Consider the following 18,594-nt stretch of genomic DNA (forward strand, 5'->3'; position numbering starts at 1 on the left):
TACCGAGCCGCTGGCTCTTGTGCGTTTATGTAAAAGTCCCGTAGGGACGATGCATATTGTAGCAACGGATTTTAATCCGTTGAATGTAGGGACGATGCATATTGTAGCAACGGATTTTAATCCGTTGAATGTAGGGGCCGATGCATATGTAGCACCTTTTTTTCTTGTTATTTGTCACGCTGTAAGCGTCCCTGCCAATTTGCTCTAGTGTGTTGAGACGCTTACAGCCTGACATACTAAATAGAGCGTGTTTATTTTCTAGGGCGCACGAAAAATTATAGCAACGGATTTTAATCCATTGTTTTCTGAAGGAAGAGATTGCCGGCAAATACTCTTCTTGAATTGCCGGTGGCTTTAGCCACTGGTATCATAAAAACAGTCATTGGCTTTAACCCAATGCAGTCCTCTTTTGGCTAAAGCCATTTCTGTTGTTCTTTTATTCCTCCAGCCAAGGCAGGAGGCAATGGAATAAAGTTGACACAACAAATTTCGCTTCATAAATAATTGTTTTTTAATGATTTTTTAAGGAATTTGGAAATGATGCTTAATCTTGTAGGCTTGTTCTATACCTACAAGGTCAAAAAAGACCTTGCAGGATAGGAAGTTTTAGAAGATAAAATATATGCCCCGAGCCTAAGGCTCTTTATGCATTTCCGTATGTTTTTTGAAACTGGACTAAAGTCCAGCCTTACAAAATGTACCGAGCCGCTGGCTCTTGTGCGTTTATGTAAAAGTCCCGTAGGGACGATGCATATTGTAGCAACGGATTTTAATCCGTTGAATGTAGGGACGATGCATATGTAGCACCTTTTTTTCTTGTTATTTGTCACGCTGTAAGCGTCCCTACCAATTTGCTCTAGTGTGTTGAGACGCTTACAGCGTGACAAACTAAATAGAGCGTGTTTGTTTTCTAGGGCGCACGATAAATTATAGCAACGGATTTTAATCCGTTGTTTTCTGAAGGAAGAGATTCCCGGCAAATACTCTTCTTCAATTGCCGGTGGCTTTAGCCACTGGTATCATAAAAACAGTCATTGGCTTTAGCCCAATGCAGCCTCCTTTTGGCTAAAGCCATTTCTGTTGTTCTTTTATTCCTCCAGCTAAAGCAGGAGGCAATGGAATAAAGTTGACACAACAAATTTCGCTTCATAAATAATTGTTTTTTAATGATTTTTTAAGGAATTTGGAAATGATGCTTAATCTTGTAGGCTTGTTCTATACCTACAAGGTCAAAAAAGACCTTGCAGGACAGGAAGTTTTAGAAGATAAAATATATGCCCCGAGCCTAAGGCTCTTTTGGTATTTTTGATAGATTTTTGAAACTGGACTAAAGTCCAGCCTTACAAAATGTACCGAGCCGCTGGCTCTTGTGCGTTTATGTAAAAGTCCCGTAGGGACGATGCATATTGTAGCAACGGATTTTAATCCGTTGAATGTAGGGACGATGCATATTGTAGCAACGGATTTTAATCCGTTGAATGTAGGGACCGATGCATATGTAGCACCTTTTTTTCTTGTTATTTGTCACGCTGTAAGCGTCCCTGCCAATTTGCTCTAGTGTGTTGAGACGCTTACAGCCTGACAAACTAAATAGAGCGTGTTTGTTTTCTAGGGCGCACGATAAATTATAGCAACGGATTTTAATCCATTGTGTTCTGAAGGAAGATATTGCCGGCAAATACTCTTCTTGAATTGCCGGTGGCTTTAGCCACTGGATAACAAAAACAGTCATTGGCTTTAGCCCAATGCAGCCCCCTTTTGGCTAAAGCGATTTCTGTTGTTTTTTATTCTTCCAGCCAAGGCAGGAGGCAATGGAATAAGTATTCGAACTCAGCATGTTTTTAACGAAGGGACATTAAGCAAAAAGTGGTTGTTCGGAAATTCCGAACAACCACTCAAAAGGGATGTAGGCACAAAAAAAACAGCCTGAAAACGAATTTTCAGGCTGTCTTGATTTATTTGTGAGAATGATTATAGGTATTCTCCGTGTTGAGAAATATCCAATCCTAATTCTTCTTTTTCTTCAGAAACTCTAAGTGGAGTGATTTTGTTCACGATAAAGAACAAAGCATAAGAAGCAGTGAAGGCAAAGATGGAAACAAGAACCAATGCTTTCAATTGAATCAAGAACAAAGTAGCGTCACCATAGATTAAACCTTGGTTGTCACCTACAATAGAGTTTACAGAAGTTGAAGCAAATACACCTGTCAAAAGCATACCTACCATACCTCCAACACCGTGACAAGCAAATACATCCAAAGCATCGTCAATTTTTCCTTTAGGGAATTTGCTCACTACAAGGTTACTGATGATACTGGCAATGAAACCAATGGCAAGTGCAGAAGGCATTGTCACAAAACCTGCAGCAGGAGTAATGGCAACCAATCCTACTACGGCACCGATACAAGCTCCCATGGCAGAAAGTTTGTGTCCAAGAATTTTATCCAAGAATACCCATCCCATTGCAGCAGCGGCAGCAGCCACGGTTGTAGTTCCCAAAGCTTGTGCGGCAAGGCTTCCAGCTCCAACAGCAGATCCTGCATTGAAACCAAACCAACCGAACCATAACAAACCGGTTCCCAACAACACATAAGTAATACGGGCAGGGTTTGCTTTTTGTACTTTTCTTTTTCCTAGGAATATGGCTCCAGCTAGAGCAGCCCATCCAGCACTCATGTGTACTACGGTTCCACCGGCAAAATCCAATACTCCCCATCCGAAGAACAATCCATCAGGATGCCATGTCATGTGACACAATGGAGCGTATATAAACAATATGAACAATACCATAAACAACAAGTAAGCCCAAAAACGAACGCGTTCAGCGAAAGCACCTGTTATCAAGGCAGGCGTGATGATGGCAAATTTTGCTTGAAACAAGGCAAACAAAATGAATGGAATTGTTGGAGCCAATTCCCAAGCCGTGGTAGCATTTACTCCATTAAAAAACATGTTAGAAGAAGGGTCACCGATGAAACCTCCCACTGAAGGTCCAAAACACAATCCAAATCCAACTACAACCCATAATACAGTTACTATAACCATAGCCATAAAGCTTTGTAATACCGTACTGATTACATTTTTTTTGCCTACCATTCCGCCATAAAAGAATCCTAGTCCCGGTGTCATCAACAATACAAGACCCGTGGCAGCCAACATCCAAGCGGTGTCTCCAGTATCTAATTTTAGGGCAACTACATGTTCTCCTAATGCTGTGCTTTCCGGAAATAAATAAATTGAAAAAACGGATAATACCAGAATTGTGATTAGAATCACACTTAAAATAATCTTTCGCATAATTTTTATTTTTTAGTTATAATTTTCAATAAAAGTAGTCAAATCATTTCATACCCCCATAAAAATTGTGCTCTAGTCGGTCATTTTTGTCATATTTCTATTTTATACCCTCAAATTTTATGGGTATGAGATAATTATTTATCAAAATTTACAATTTATTAATGCTTATTTATGACAATTTTAATAAAACTGAGGTTTTTGATTGTTTTGAATTCGTATTTACAGCATCCATTTTGGCGTAATAGGGTGTGTTTTGCATAATAATTTTAAATGAAATGTCTTTAAAACTGAGAATTCGTTAATAATTAGACGATTAAGCGCACTCCAGTGCCATTTAGTTCGGAATACTTTATAACGCCATCGGAGAGTGTTATTCCCGTGGCTATATCATTAGACAACAATAATATGCCGTCCATGTCCACATAGTCCAATTCCGGCAACAAGTGGGCAATGGCCGATATTCCAACCGATGATTCCGTCATGCAACCCACCATGGTCTTCATTCCCAGTTTTTTGGCTTGTGCTATCATTCTTCTGGCTGGTGTGAGTCCGCCACATTTCATGAGTTTGATGTTCACGCCATGAAAGTGGTTGTGGCATTTGGCCACGTCTTCCTCAACGATGCAGCTTTCATCCGCAATTATGGGCAATACCGATTGATCGAAAACCGCCTTGTGACCCTCCCAGTCATCGGCTTTCAAGGGTTGTTCCAGGAATTCGACGCCCAGTTTTTTCAATGCAACGGCGTTGGTCAAAGTTTCCGGAACCGTCCAACCGCAATTGGCATCAATCCTGAATACGGCGTTGGTGTATTTCCTTAATTCGGTAACAATGGCAATATCTTCTTTGGTGCCGAGTTTGATTTTATAGATGGGCCAAGGCAACTCTTTCATTTTCGAAACCATTTTTTCGATGCTGTCAATCCCGATGGTATAATCGGTTTTTGGGTTATGGTCTATGGAATAACCCCATAATTCATAGAGTTTCTTTCCTTTCTTGCGTGCATACCAATCATTATAGGCATTGTCCAAGGCGCAAAGGGCAAACAAATCGTGTTGCAATAATTGATGGGCTTTATCCCAAAATTCCTCCGGAGTTTCAGTAGTAACACTTTCGATAAACGGAATTATTTTTTCGAGATTGCTCTTCATCGAATCTACCGTGTTCTTGTAATAGGGGTTGGAAGTCGTTTCTCCATAACCCGAATAGCCCTCACTTTGCAATTCAACAATCAAAGTAGGTTGCGTTTTATATGAAAGTCGCGAAATAGTGAAGTTATGTTTGAGTTGTAAATTATAGGTGCGGAGGATAACTTTCATCTTTATGAATTGATTTGACAGGAGATTAATATAAATTAGATTGCATATTAAAAACAGAAAGTAAATTTCATTTTGTGCCAAATTTAATAAATAGCCAGGGCATTCGCTTTTAAAACTTGAGGTTTCTATATAGTTTTATCAAATTATACGATTGGCACACAGATGACACAGATTATGCAGATTCGCACGGATTTTTATCTGTTAATTAGTGAAAATGAATGAATATCTGTATAAAATCAGTTCAATCCGTGTTATCTGTGTGCCTTTATATACAACTTAAATATCTTGCCAGTAACCAAAATCTTAAAAGCGAACACCCTAATTGGAAAAGGTTAATATGTAATACCAAATGAATTTATGATATAGTCCAAAGAGTTCCGGTCTAATGCCGATGTAATATGAAAATAGTAGAATGCAATTGGGCTATATTGAATATACGATCGGTATAATTTGTTGAAAAAAAAAAGCTGTCCAAAAAGGACAGCCCCAAAGCATTGATTTAAATCAACCGCTAATTTTTATTGATGACTTTAACCGTAACTTTATGGTTGATGATTACAATATAAATTCCGGCCGGTGCTACCCAGTTTTCTTCCATTTCCTGGGTTCGGTTCCCTTCGAAAGAATGTATTTTTGAACCCGACATGGTATATATTGCAACGCTATCAATAGGGAAATTTGTCGCCATCTTGATTTTGTTTTTATCAAACAACACCCTTGCTTTTGTGTTCGCGTCGGGTTGAAATGATGAAACAGCTAAATTGGATAGGGAAAAAGAAGTAGTGCTTCCGGATAAATTTCCAGTAGGGAAAACAACCGTATTTGATGTTGTCACTCCTCCCTTCAAATAGGATACAAGAACACTTGTCCCAGCTGATTCTGCACGAGGATTGGAAACATGTATTTTTCCTGTAACTCTATCCAAAATAAGGGCACATGGGGCGTCAACCGTGATTTGGTCGCCAGTAGACATCACGAGAGTGCCTCCAGCCGTTGCAGAAAACACTATTTGGGTACAGTTTAATGTAGTATGTGTTACGGCTTGAATTCCTGCGGTATTTGATTCAACCACAATTTTTCCCGAAAGCCCTGTTGTCAAAGTTGGCATTTCAGCCAAGCTTGCATTTGGCAAAATCACGTAGGAATATTTTTTACTGGCAGGATTCAATCCATGGTCCACGGCCATTGAAACAATGCCATTATTCGTATTCACTACAAATGGCTGATTAACATTTGTGTCTAAATTGGCATATCCTATGCTCCCGTGATAGAGCCAACTTGGGGCTAATACATTAAAATTGGTAGCCGTTTTGGTGGTGGTAACAACACCTCCTTTTTCATAAGAAACCCCTTCGACGGCATTAAAATTGGTTTGGTTCAGGGTGGTATATACATTTGCCGTTCCTGTAGTTTCGGTGATTCCCGAACCTAATGCCACGATTTCGTCGGGAAAACAAAACCATGATTTATATGCGGTTACTTTGCGCTTATTCCAAATCATTCCTGAACAGCCTATTGTTCCATCAGAAACGCCTCCCGCAAAATCATTTCCATTTGTGCCGCCTTGTCCCCAAGTAATACGAGGAAGTGTTCCAGCGTCTTGCTCGGCGGTGGTGCCGGGAAATTGCCTGTAATTGAAATTGGTGAAAAAAGAGCCGTCATATTCAGAACCCGTAACGGTGACATAATTGGCTCCAGCTCCCGAATAATAATTATAAATGCCAACCGATACGCCATCCGACTCCGTAGACACGGTTCGGGTTGAAGTCATTCTAGTGCTCATCATGTAATTCAGGTTGCGATGAATCATGTAGTCCAATCTCCAGAACATCGAATTTCCCACCAAAGTATTGGCTCCCTTGATTCTCTGGTTTGCAATGGTCAAGGCTGCTTTTTGGGGAGAATTCAAGGCCAGCATTCTATCTGAAATAGAAACCAATTCAGCCATTGAAGTAGATGAATTTAGTTTCCTGCCCGAAGTACTCGGGTCGTAATGATTTTTGAACGATATCCATTGGAAGGCATTTAAAATGCCATTTTCTAAATTGGCTAAATGCGTTACCCCGTAGGTTGTTCCATTGGTAGCTTCAATATAACTCAGCACAGACTTGTACATTTCATTTCCATAAGAGGTTGCATTAATCTGCCTCCCATATCCACTGTGCTGTGCAAACATGTAATCGGCTCCTATTCCTTCTCCAGTATCGTTTATTAGCAGCATACCGTCAATCCAATTCCTAAATTCATCCAAGAGTGCTGTATTTGATTCACAAACCGCAGCACCCAAAGCTCCTATAATTGTATCACTTATATTCGCTCCGTCCATGTGCGCATTTTGATTGTAGCCCCACATCAAATACGAAACTGCATTGTTGTACAAGCCCAAATCATCTACTTTTAAATTATCGGCCAGGAGCACAAATCCTTTGGATACTTCTTTTGGATAGGCAATTTGTCTGTACCACCAATTTGAGGGATTGTGATTTGTTGAAATCCAAAAACCTAAGCTCAAATAATATTTTTGCTTGATGGTGCTGTTGTTGTAGTAGGTACTAAGATTACTTGAATTCGTAAATGCAGAAGCCAATGTATTAATTCGATTCAAATGCACTCTTAAATCGGTATCGGCTGAGTAATTCAAATCTGTAAAACCACCACCAGCATTCATCAATGCCAAAGCATTGTCCACGGTAGTTTTTGACGGATTAGTCTTGTAGGTGGTTGTCAATCTTTGTTTGATTGTTGCCAAATCTTGTGCTACGGCAGCATTAAACAAGAGCAAAAACAAAAAGGGTATGTATTTCTTCATGGTTGATGGTTTGCGAAAAGGGTTAGTAAAAAAACGGAATTCAAATGTCATGTTGCCAATAAAAAAAACACTTTAAGAACATAAGCGTTTATAAAGTGTTTTTTCAATACAATATTTAGCTGGCTAAATTAGTTTTTGATGATTTTTTGAGTGAAAACACCACCATCTTTTGATTCTAGTCTTAAAAAGTACACTCCTTTAGTATAATTGGTTACATCAATAGACTGAGTTGCTTTATTACTGTAAATTAATTTTCCTAAAGAATTAAATAGGCTCACATTTTTAATCTCGATAGTGCTGTCTGTTTTGTTAATGTTTAAAATGTTATTTACTGGATTTGGATACACGGAAACTCCTTGACTTAAAACAATGTTTTCAACAGACAATACCTGAGACGACTGCGAAAAAAACTGTAAATCAGAAAGATAAAAAGTACCGTTTCTGTTGGTAGAGCTCCAAGCACTTGAGCTGCCTTGATATCGAAGAGCAAGTGTGACTGTGGTTCCATTTGCCCCATTTGCATAAGAGCTAAGGTCTACAATACCTTTTACATACTTTAAACCGTCGGAAGTTGTAGCAATTTTGCCAGAAACCAGTGGTAAGTTTGTCCATGTAGCAGTAGCTGGATTTCCAGCATAATCAGTAGAAACCATCATGGTAATTGTTGCAATATCTCCGTCTCCATATCTTCGTTCAGTCCAGAATGAAGCATATTTATAGGTGTTGCCACTTGGAATTAGCGTATTGGTAGATGTCATGTCAAGTGTAGTAAATACTGCATATGCATCTATCCCAAAATTAGTAGTTGAATTACTTCCTACTGTAGAAATAGCTCTTTGGTCTCTTGCAGTGCCCTGCGGAATTCTATTGACAGGTCTATCTACCGTAGGGTCAAAAAGTGAGTTGCTATCTGCTAAATCAGGCACGTCACTAACACGCGTCATTACGCTAGTCGCAACCTGACCTCCAAGATTAATTACCTTTCCTTCAAAACCTCTACCAGTAGCATTCAGAAAGTCTTCGTAATAGAATGTTTGTTGTGCAAAAGCAGAAAAAAAGATTGAGTTAAAAAATAAAAGTAGTGTAATTTTTTTCATGATAATAAGTTTTAAAAGATTAGAAATAGAGAAATATTTAAGTTAATTATTTAATGGCGCTCCATTGCTGTGGAGAAACCGGTTTGTTATCGTTTTTTCTTTCCGTCCAAAAGGGGAGAGGAGATGACCACTCCGTTTAGTTTTGCGCTGTCAATGCTGAAATCACGGGAGGTATTGCCGTCATCGGTTCTAATGTATCGCAACTGCAATGTGTTTCCAACGTCAGAAGCAGTGGCTGTATAACTTAATGGCACCGAAAGTTCAGGAGTTTTGCCGGTTCCTGTTTGCAACAAAAGGACGTCAGTGCTGGCCAGTACAGTATTGGTGGTACTGTTGAACAAAGAAACAACAACCTTTGAATGGGAATTTCCAAGATTATAAATGTAGGAGTCAATTGAATACGTTTTTCCGGCTTCGATAGTTCCTCCAAAGGTATAGGTAACACCCTGACCCGGAGCGGCAGTAGTCCCGTTGATGAATAGCGCTCCGTCCGAAATGCCGTCACCGCCATCAGGATCGTTTGTTACTTTTGTAATGTTCGTGGTTCCAACGGGAGACCAAGTGCCATTCAAATTGATTTGTGCATAAGACGCTGTTGTTGTAGCAATAACAGCAATTAAAAGCAGTTTAATTTTTTTCATGGAAATAATAGTTATTAAGGTTAGAAAGTATATTGACACAAATTTAGCACGGCTTCTTTTTTTTAAGGAGAGGTTTTCTATTCAAACAGAGGGGGGAAACTGTTCAATTTTTAGAAAATACAGGGATGTGATTAGTTTGCAATAATTTTTTACTGAAAGTCGATTCCCTATTTTGTTCCGCACTTTCACGCTTTTGGAAAGGGCTTCAATACTATATGTGCTTATTAAAAAACGATTTTCTGAAATCAGCTGAATTATGATAGTTGTCGGAAGAGAGACAATGAAACTGACGGTTATTTGAAAGGAAAAATGATAATAACCTGCTGTGAAAAACGATTGGGATATACTTTATTTTGGGCAAATGGGAATCAAATGCCCAAAAATAAAGTAGAATAAAAAAAATAATTTACCAACGAAAGAGTTTAATCTTCGTTAGAAGGTTTTCCAATGGTAGCCAAGATTCCTCCATCTACATAAAGGATGTGACCGTTTACGAAATCACTTGCTTTGGAAGACAAAAATACGGCAGCACCTTGTAAATCCTCAGGTTCTCCCCAACGAGCGGCTGGAGTCCTGCTGATGATGAAATCATTGAATGGGTGTCCGTCAACCCTGATTGGAGCCGTTTGTGTTGTTGCAAAATATCCCGGACCAATTCCATTGGTTTGGATGTTGAATTTGGCCCATTCGGTAGCCATGCTTCTTGTCAACATTTTCAATCCACCTTTGGCAGAAGCGTAGGCACTTACAGAATCTCTTCCCAATTCGCTCATCATCGAACAGATGTTGATGATTTTTCCACCACCACGTTGAATCATTCCTTTGGCAACATTTTTGGAAACGATGAAAGGACTAATTAAATCAACAGTTATTACCGCCGTGAAATCTTCCACTTCCATATCGACAATGGGAGTTCTTTTGATGATTCCCGCGTTGTTGATCAAGATGTCGATAGGCCCCACTTCGGCTTCTATCTGTTTTATACTGGCCATTACGGCTTTCTCGTCGCATACATTAAATACATAGCCGTAAGCTTCAATTCCAACCGATTTATATTCTGCAACCGCTTTATCCAAGGCTTCTTGCGAAAGATCGTTTACCACGATTTTGGCTCCTGCGTGACCCAATCCTTTGGACATTGCCATTCCCAGCCCATGAACACCACCCGTGATAAGGGCTGTTTTTCCAGTTAAATCAAAAAGGTTAATCGACATAATTTTAATTTTAATAGTTATTGTTTAATTTATTTTAAGGTAATGATTAAAGGTTCTTTTATTTGTTGATTAAAGGTGTCCAGATAGTGGAACCATTGTTCGGCATTGGTTATTTTTCCTGCTTTATCCCATGCTGCTCCACTGTAATAAATGATGGGTTCGTTGTTTTTTACTGCGGTTTTTGCCAACATTTGCGTGTTGCCCACCAACATGTTGTTTACTGGAGTTGTTAGTATGCAGCCTACCGCCGTAGTACCATCCAATCCGTGGGTAGGTTCCCAATAGGCCATTATTCCTTGTTGTTCGTTCAAGGACATGATGCCGGTTTCAGGTCTTTTTATGATTCCAACCACGACAGGCAATGGTTTGTCCCCTTCAAATGAATAAACGTTTTCTATTCGACTGAGTTGTGAGCCGGCATCCAATGAAATGGTTTTTGTGGCTTTGACTTTTATTCCGCCTGCATTCCAGGTGTCGTAAATTAATTGGAACGTGGAGCGCAAAGGCCCGTTGTCCAATACTTTCCATTGGTGGTAATTTGCAGAATATCGGATTGTGTCATTTACATAGGGTGCCATGTTACCCGCTCCCAATGAAAAACCTACATGATAATAATCCATTCCATCTCCATGGTCGACATGATATTCATTTCGTTTGTATCTTTCGTTGAGGATGAGTCTATCAGTTCGTTTCACCCATACATCCAATCCAAAGGCGTCCTCTTTTGTGTTTTCCAATGCTTTCCCGTAAGCACGAAAAGCTATTTTGTCATTTTCCCAAGCAAAATCATCTTTGCGTTCCGGAACATAACGGGCATAGGTTTTGGCAATAAAAGCATCTGGTTTTCCTTTTTGTATCAAAAGGGAAAGGGTCGATTTTGCCTTTACGTCAACCTGAACCAACAAGTTTTGGATTTTTTTTAATCCTTTGTGTTCCAATTGAAACGGAACTTGTTTTTTGGTCGCAGAGTTGATTACCACAAAGTTCGTGGTGTCTATTTGTGGATAATGCGACACGATAGTTTCCCATTTTAGGGCGACAACGGTTTCTTTTCGATCCAAAGCCGAATTGTTTTGAATGCTAATGTTTGCTTTTGTTTGTGCAAAAAGGAATAGGGGCAAGATAAAAGCCATTCCTAAAAAAGAGTTGATCAATTTCATGGTATATTATTTTAAGTCATTAATGGCGCAATGGTCCATGTCTCCATAATCCAGGTTTTCGCCGGCCATTCCCCAAATGAAAGTATAGTTGGAGGTTCCTGCCCCAGAATGGATAGACCAATTGGGCGAGATTACGGCTTGCTCGTTTTGCATCCAAATGTGTCTGGTTTCTTGTGGTTGTCCCATAAAATGGCAAACGCTTTGATTTTCCGGAATTTCAAAATAAAAATACACTTCCATTCGTCGGTCGTGGGTATGGGCAGGCATCGTGTTCCATACACTTCCCGTTTTTAGTTCGGTCATTCCCATTTGAACTTGGCAAGTTTGCACCACGCTGTTCACGATCATTTTATTGATGATGCGATGGTTGGCGGTTTCCAATGACCCCAATTCAACAATTTCTGCCTCGGCTTTGGTTACTTTTTTGTTAGGAAAGGCAGTGTGGGCAGGAGCAGAGTTCAAGTAAAATTTGGCAGGCTTGTTGGCATCAACCGATTCAAAAAAGATTTCTTTGGTTCCTTTACCAATGTAAAGTGCTTCCTTGAAGTCGATTTCAAATTGTTTTCCATCTGCGGTAACAATTCCTTTTCCTCCAATGTTGATAATCCCTATTTCTCTTCTTTCCAGAAAATAGCCTGCTTTTAAATCGCCGGGATTGGGTAAGGCAATTTTTTTGGTTGTCGGCATTGTGCCACCAGTTATAAATCGGTCGAAATGGGACAAAGTCAGTTTGATTTCATCTGCGATAAAAAGATTTTCGATCAAAAAATTTTCTCGCAAATCTTCGGTATTCATTTGTTTTGCCTCTTTGGGACTTACTGCAAAACGGCTTTCAAAATTTAAATTCATAATGGTCTTTTTTGTATTCTTGTTCTGTTTTTTATAGGGGTTTAGCAATGCTATGGCAACTGTTTAATTTGCAACAACACTGTTTTGTATTTTGGTTATTTTCCCAATGTAAAACCGTCATTGGTTTTTTGAAGCCAATGCTCCAGAACCGGTTTTAATTTTTTGACCATTTTATTGTCAGGTTTGTAAATGTTTTTCATCTCGAAAGGGTCTGCTTTTAAATCATATAAAACAAATTCCCCTTTTTGTTTTTTCTTGACATAGGCCAGTTTGTAATCTTTGGTACGTATACCTCGAAAACCAGTATTGATTTTGGCATTGTTACTGATGATGGCTCCCAAAATAAATTGTTCTGAAGGAACAGGACCTTTACCGTCAAGAAAATATTGGGCATAACTGGTACCATCCAAATCTTTTGGTGTTTCATTTTTGAGCCCCATCAATTCTAAAAGAGTAGGGTAGATGTCGGGAATACTGCCTAAAAATTGCTTGTCTTTGCGTGCCATGATATGGCCTTTCCAGTACAAAATAAACGGAATTCTCAGCGATTCTTCAAAAATATTGTTTTTGGAGACTTCGTCGTGTTTTCCAAGGCAATTGCCGTGATCTGCGGTAATAAGCACGATGGTATTGTCATCCAATTTTTGGTCTTTCAACCCTTGAAGGATTCGGCCAATTTGTTCGTCAACTCCCGTGATGTTGGCATAATAATACCGAATATCATGTCTGTATTGGTCGCCACTCTCGGTGCCTGCAGGCGGAATGTTGGCATCTTTTATTAACTTATCCAAAGGGATATCTTTGTATAAATTGTAATAATTCTCGGGTACGGTTTCGTATTGGGAATGAGGCGGATTCATGGAAACTACCAAAGAGAAAGGTGCGTCAGATTTGCGTAATTTTCCTCCTTCATTTTTCATGAAAGCCAATGCCTTGTCTGCTTCGTGAATGGGTCCCCATTGATTTACGTAATGAAAATCATCCCTGGCGGCATTCGTGTCCCAATACATGGGTTTGTTGTGTTCATCATAAGTTCCGTAAGCATACCAATAATCGAAACCATGTCGTCTATCCGGCGATGCCCATTCGTTCCAAGCCACAGGGCCAATGTTGTTTGAAGTGGGAATATAGGGTTTGTAAGGGGAATCCAAGTGCCATTTTCCAATGTAGCCATTGGAATATCCCTTTGCTTTCAAAATATCTGACCAACAAACAGCATCTTTCTGCAGTTCGATACCAAAAGGCGCCGACGACGAGTTGACATTGCTGTAAACCTTGTTTTTAATTGGATACTTTCCAGTCATCAACATCGCTCTTGCAGGAGAACATACAGGATAATTGCTGACCATTTGATCTAAAATTAAACTTTCTTTGGCAAATTTGTCAATATGAGGTGTTTTTACAGGTTCTTTTCCTTCAAATCCTACTGCTTGTCCACGCCATTGATCGGCTATGATAATTAATAAGTTAGGTTTTTTTGTATTGGCATTGGTTTGGGCATGGGTTAAAGAACCGATTAGTGTTACCGCCAATAAAAACAATGTTTTTTTAATCGTGTAATTTTTCATTTCTTTTGCTCCTTAGTAATTTATTATTTCAGGTTTTTTAGCCATTCTGGCACACTTTTCAACCTTAATTTCAATTGGGCTTCATAAAGAGAAGCTGGTTCCACTTTGCCATCAAGAGATTCTGAATGCCCAAGTTGTTGTAAATCGAAAGTAGTTCCGTTGCTTTTGTAGCCCACAATTATAGGGTTTGGGATTTTCCAGTACACTTCTTTCTTTGGCCAAAATTCAAAATTCTTTACTGCTTCATTTGTTTGCTTGTAATTCCAAAAAACCAGTCCTTGCATGTGATTGGGCATATTTTCTTCGGCACCACCAGCCCGGTTTTTCATCAAACCGCCTTCCACCTGATCCAGAAGGGTATTTCTGGGTTGGTTGGCGTGCGATTCGAAACAGGTAGTAGCTGGATAAGTACTTTTATAAACAACGGTATTCATGGAACCATGTGAGGAGCCGAATGAATGCCATTGTGAAGCTTCATCAATGCATTTTGCAATTAGGACATTGGTGGAAGCATTGGAAGTAATCGCTTCATGACCTCCGTTTCCAGTTACTTTGCAATTCAGCACCGAAACATTGGCACTTTGCAAGACAATGGCGGCTACGCTACAATCGGTGAAACGACACTCTTTTATCCAAGAATTAGTTAGTCTTGAAAAATTCAGCATGGTGAAACCGCTGTCGTCTTGCCACGACCTGTGGTGAACAAATTTTTCTTTCCAGTTGCCCACAAAGGCAATGTTTTCTATACCCACTTCTTGACAATTGGCAAATTTAAAAACCTCCCAATTGTATTTGGAATCGATGTTGTATGAAATAGGGGCAGCAAGGGTAATCGTTTCTTTGTTTATCTTTTTTATCTGATAAAATACTTTTACATTAATACCTTTATTGAGAAGATTAGTCCAAGTGGGGTTTAATTCATTTGCTCCTAATTCATCATTAATTAGTTCTTTATTATTGTCCAACAATTTCAGGATAATCCAATCGCCGGGCTTCAGTCCTTCGGCAGTGCTGATTTTCAAGTCAAAACTTCCAATTTTTGCCGATTCGGTGACGTTGCCAATTTTTTTGTCGGCACCTCCTGATGTAAAAGTGAACAAGGGTGGTACTGTCCACATTTTTGCAGGATCGGCAGGAGGGAGCGTGTTTTTCATGAACAATTCGGTGCCTCCAATGCCGGAACCACTTCCCCTAAAAATGATGTTGCTCCCTTTGGATATAATTTTGTTGGGTTCGTCTCCATTTTCATTCAGCAAGAATCTTCCTTTCGGAAAGAAAACGATACCGGAACCGTTTTTGTTTGCCGCTGTAATAGCGTTCTGTATGGCTATTTTATCTGACAAGGTATCATTGGCAATGGCTCCAAAAGAGGTTACGTCAAAAACTTTATAGTTGGTGATGTTGGGTATTTCTTTCTCCCCATTTTGGTAACCTGCGTATGAAAAGTCAGGCAAAACACTTTTGCCTTTTTTGTATTCCGTGAATATTTTGGCTTCTTTTTGGGCAAAAGCGGTAGCTAGCGACAGCAATAAAACTGCCGTAAAACTAGATTTTAAAATGCTTCGTTTAAAGAATTTGATTTGCATCATTTTGTTGTTTATAGCTTATGAAAATATGTTTATGCTTTTATAAATACCATTTTTGATAGCGCAACAAGGCTTCCAAGAAATAATAATCGGCATAAGTAAGAGGCACGTCGATTTCACTTTTATGCGGGATTGAACCAACGCTGTGCAACAAAAGATAACCTCCATTGGTTCCCAATTTAGCTCTATATTTTGGACTGGACAATGATTTTAGAATGGTTTTGGCGGTACTTACATAAAGTTGTTTTTCGGTTCCAGAGGTATATTGTCCCAATTCCAAAAAGGCGGAGGCAAAGATGGAAGCTGACGATACATCGCGTAAAGCATTAGGTATTTCTGGTGCGTTAAAATCCCAATAAGGAACCTTGTCTTTTGGCAGATTTGGATGGTTGAGTATAAATTGTGCAACACCTTGTGCTTGTTTTAGGTAAACCGGGTCTTTGGTAAAACGATACATCATGGTATATCCATACAATGCCCAACCTTGTCCACGGCTCCAAGCACTTGAGTCGGCTGCGCCTTGGGCAGTTACTTTTTTGCGAACTTCGCCTGTATTCAAGTCATAATCCAACACATGGTAACTGCTGTAGTCAGGTCTAAAGTGGTTTTTGATTGTTGTATTGGCGTGATTTTCGGCAATTTCGGCAAATTTCTTGTCGCCACCATTTTTAGTTGCCCATTCCAGCATTTCGATGTTCATCATGTTGTCTATGATTACGGGTCCCATAAAGCCTTTTTGCTGCAGTCCTCCATCGGTAATTTCCCAGGATTGTATCACTTTGGCATTTGGGCGATAACGGGTTGCCAATGATTTTGCAGATTCAAGAATCACTTCTTTGTAGGCTGGATCTTGAGTAAGGCGAAAGGCATTGCCAAAACTGCAAAACATCATGAAACCTAAATCATGGTTCCCAGTAAAAGTTTTTACAGGTTCCAGTGTTGCAAGTCTCTTTTTGGCATCGGCGAGTACTGCTGGATTCTTGGTATACTCATAGATGTACAACAAAGTTCCGGGATAAAAACCACTACACCACCAATAAGGATCGCTATTTACGTGACGGTTCTTGATAAACGTTTTAGGCATTGAATCCAGAGGACAGCTTTTTTCTAAATATTGATATTGTTTTGATGCAAATGAAAAATTTTCTGAAATTATTTTTTTCATTGCTTTACTCTCTTTCGAAGTTTGAGCCAAGCCACTCAGGGTAAATGCACAAAGCAATGTTAGTATTAGGTTTTTTGTTTTCATGTTAGTGATGATTATGATAAAGGATTTTTTTTAATTTAGAAATTAGGGATTTGCGTATTTTTATCCAACAAGTTGGAATAAATCCAACTTGTTGAGACAAAAACACGACTTAATTAATCGTTTAATTCTAGTTATTTATTTAGTTTTAAAAGAATTATGAATTAGTTCATCCAAAGAGGATTTTGTTTTAACTCATGGTTTATTGATAATTCCAAAGAAGGAATTGGATACAGTAAATTACGCTCGGTTACGTTTTTTCCTCCTAGACCTCCATAGGCTTGATTCCCACCATTAGTTGCAATTTCGTTACCGATAGAATTCATGGTGCTAACGTATTTTCCCCAACGGATTAAGTCCATGTGACGTGTTCCTTCAAAGCATAGTTCCAGCATTCTTTCATTTTCTATGGCCAATTGAAAATCAGTTTTTGATAAACCGGCAGGCAAATCAGCCACCGAACTGGCTACATTAATATTTAGGCCAAAACCTCTTCTTCGGACTTTATTGACGGCATCATAAGCTGTGGCGGTAGGTCCGTTTACTTGGTTTTCCGATTCGGCAAGCATTAACAGCACATCGGCATAGCGTAATACCGGGAAGTTTGTGTTGCCATAGTTTTTGTTTTTATTGGTATTTGGATCAAATTCTCTTCGCCACTTTGCGCAATCTCTTCCATATCCCGTTGTTGAGGTTATTGCCACTTTTGCACCAGTAGTATTGTTGTAAGTAAATGGGGTTAATGCCCAATCGCGACGTAAATCACCTGTTTTATAGGCTTTGTATAGTCGTGCCGTGCCTCTTATGAATCCGTAACTATATCCAATAGTCGGAGTGAAATTCACACTTGTCATTGTAATTCCATTTGAAATTCCGAGACGACCGGTTTCTAAATAACCATCGGTTCTATCGCCTTTGAATTCAATTTCCCACATCGTTTCTTTGATGTCATAAATATCCTGGACTGCATTAATAAAAATTTGGCTGTAGGCATTATTCGTAAATTTAACAGTTCCAGTGGTAACGTTTAATGCAGCATTGAAGCTGGTGTTTAAAGCATGTTCTCCAGAGTCTTGTACTTTTTTTGTCCAAGCTAAAGCATCGGCATATTTTCCAGAGTCATTTAATGGAAAACCGGCCATTTGCAAGCAAACTCTAGCCAAGATTCCTTGCACCACCGTTTTGGAAACTCGACTGGAATAGCCATACGAAGTTGAGGTAGCCACTTTGGCCTCAGCCGCAGTCATGTCTTTCAAAATTTGTTCATACACGTCCTTGGCCGGAGTTGCTGGAGTATATACATCATTTGGATTAGTTGTAGGGATTAATTTCATTGGAATGTCACCAAAGTTGGTTACCAACAGAAAGTTGTAATAGCCTCTCAAGAATAATGCTTCTCCTAAAATTACATCTCTTTTGGTTTCGTCCATTGTTGGCAGATTGATATTGGCAATCAAATCGTTTGCACGATTTATACCTATGTAACAAGCTGCCCATAAATTAGCTATTTCCGAATTTGTTGGGTTGATATTGTTTACGGAAAGTTGTTGTACTTCAGTAGATTGTGCGGTTCGTGCCAAATAACCTTCGTCCGTGCAAGCATTGTATCCTATAAATATATTTTGTCCATATAAGGCATCTGATCCCAGTGGGTCATATACACCTGCCAATGCTTCGGTTAGTCCTTTTTCATCAGTGTAATATTGTTTGATGGACACTTTATTTATGGGTTCGGTATTTAGAAAATCTTCACACGAAACAAAACTAAATACTGCTATTGCCAATACATAATATATCTTTTTCATTTT

Annotated in this window: 13 protein-coding genes; all 13 read right to left on the bottom strand. The window is 39.2% G+C overall.

Annotated elements, in window-relative coordinates; translation table 11 throughout:
- Positions 1-354: 354 nt before the first annotated feature.
- Entirely contained in the window at positions 355-498 is a 144-nt protein-coding gene (locus OZP13_RS04400) for a hypothetical protein (protein WP_269242593.1), read from the bottom strand.
- Positions 499-1,971: 1,473 nt separating this feature from the next.
- The gene (locus OZP13_RS04405; protein ID WP_281298793.1) at positions 1,972-3,297 is read right to left on the bottom strand and encodes an ammonium transporter; all 1,326 of its coding nucleotides are present in this window, start codon (positions 3,295-3,297) and stop codon (positions 1,972-1,974) included.
- Between the two features lie 305 nt (positions 3,298-3,602).
- Positions 3,603-4,616 (bottom strand): dipeptide epimerase, encoded by a 1,014-nt coding sequence (locus OZP13_RS04410; protein ID WP_281298794.1) that lies wholly within the window; start codon positions 4,614-4,616, stop codon positions 3,603-3,605.
- Positions 4,617-5,127: 511 nt separating this feature from the next.
- Positions 5,128-7,425 (bottom strand): polysaccharide lyase family 8 super-sandwich domain-containing protein, encoded by a 2,298-nt coding sequence (locus tag OZP13_RS04415; protein ID WP_281298795.1) that lies wholly within the window; start codon positions 7,423-7,425, stop codon positions 5,128-5,130.
- A 128-nt stretch (positions 7,426-7,553) separates the two neighbouring features.
- Positions 7,554-8,522, bottom strand: a complete 969-nt coding sequence (locus tag OZP13_RS04420) for a T9SS type A sorting domain-containing protein (protein ID WP_281298796.1) — start codon at positions 8,520-8,522, stop codon at positions 7,554-7,556.
- Between the two features lie 86 nt (positions 8,523-8,608).
- Complete coding sequence (locus OZP13_RS04425; RefSeq protein WP_281298797.1) at positions 8,609-9,163, bottom strand: hypothetical protein; 555 nt, start codon at positions 9,161-9,163, stop codon at positions 8,609-8,611.
- A 422-nt stretch (positions 9,164-9,585) separates the two neighbouring features.
- Positions 9,586-10,377, bottom strand: a complete 792-nt coding sequence (locus tag OZP13_RS04430; protein WP_281298798.1) for a gluconate 5-dehydrogenase — start codon at positions 10,375-10,377, stop codon at positions 9,586-9,588.
- 29 nt (positions 10,378-10,406) lie between these two features.
- Entirely contained in the window at positions 10,407-11,537 is a 1,131-nt protein-coding gene (locus OZP13_RS04435) for a BT3233 family polysaccharide utilization protein (RefSeq protein ID WP_281298799.1), read from the bottom strand.
- A 6-nt stretch (positions 11,538-11,543) separates the two neighbouring features.
- Positions 11,544-12,386 carry a 5-dehydro-4-deoxy-D-glucuronate isomerase gene (kduI, locus tag OZP13_RS04440; RefSeq protein ID WP_281298800.1) on the bottom strand — a complete coding sequence of 281 codons (843 nt, stop codon included), beginning with the start codon at positions 12,384-12,386 and terminating at the stop codon, positions 11,544-11,546.
- A 95-nt stretch (positions 12,387-12,481) separates the two neighbouring features.
- Complete coding sequence (locus tag OZP13_RS04445; RefSeq protein ID WP_281298801.1) at positions 12,482-13,954, bottom strand: sulfatase family protein; 1,473 nt, start codon at positions 13,952-13,954, stop codon at positions 12,482-12,484.
- Between the two features lie 23 nt (positions 13,955-13,977).
- The gene (locus OZP13_RS04450) at positions 13,978-15,543 is read right to left on the bottom strand and encodes a DUF4955 domain-containing protein (RefSeq protein ID WP_281298802.1); all 1,566 of its coding nucleotides are present in this window, start codon (positions 15,541-15,543) and stop codon (positions 13,978-13,980) included.
- 37 nt (positions 15,544-15,580) lie between these two features.
- Positions 15,581-16,705, bottom strand: a complete 1,125-nt coding sequence (locus tag OZP13_RS04455; RefSeq protein WP_281298803.1) for a glycoside hydrolase family 88 protein — start codon at positions 16,703-16,705, stop codon at positions 15,581-15,583.
- Positions 16,706-16,950: 245 nt separating this feature from the next.
- Positions 16,951-18,591 carry a RagB/SusD family nutrient uptake outer membrane protein gene (locus OZP13_RS04460; RefSeq protein ID WP_281298804.1) on the bottom strand — a complete coding sequence of 547 codons (1,641 nt, stop codon included), beginning with the start codon at positions 18,589-18,591 and terminating at the stop codon, positions 16,951-16,953.
- Positions 18,592-18,594: the final 3 nt, after the last annotated feature.

Origin of the sequence: Flavobacterium limnophilum, from assembly GCF_027111315.2 — a bacterium.
Classification (GTDB): domain Bacteria; phylum Bacteroidota; class Bacteroidia; order Flavobacteriales; family Flavobacteriaceae; genus Flavobacterium; species Flavobacterium limnophilum.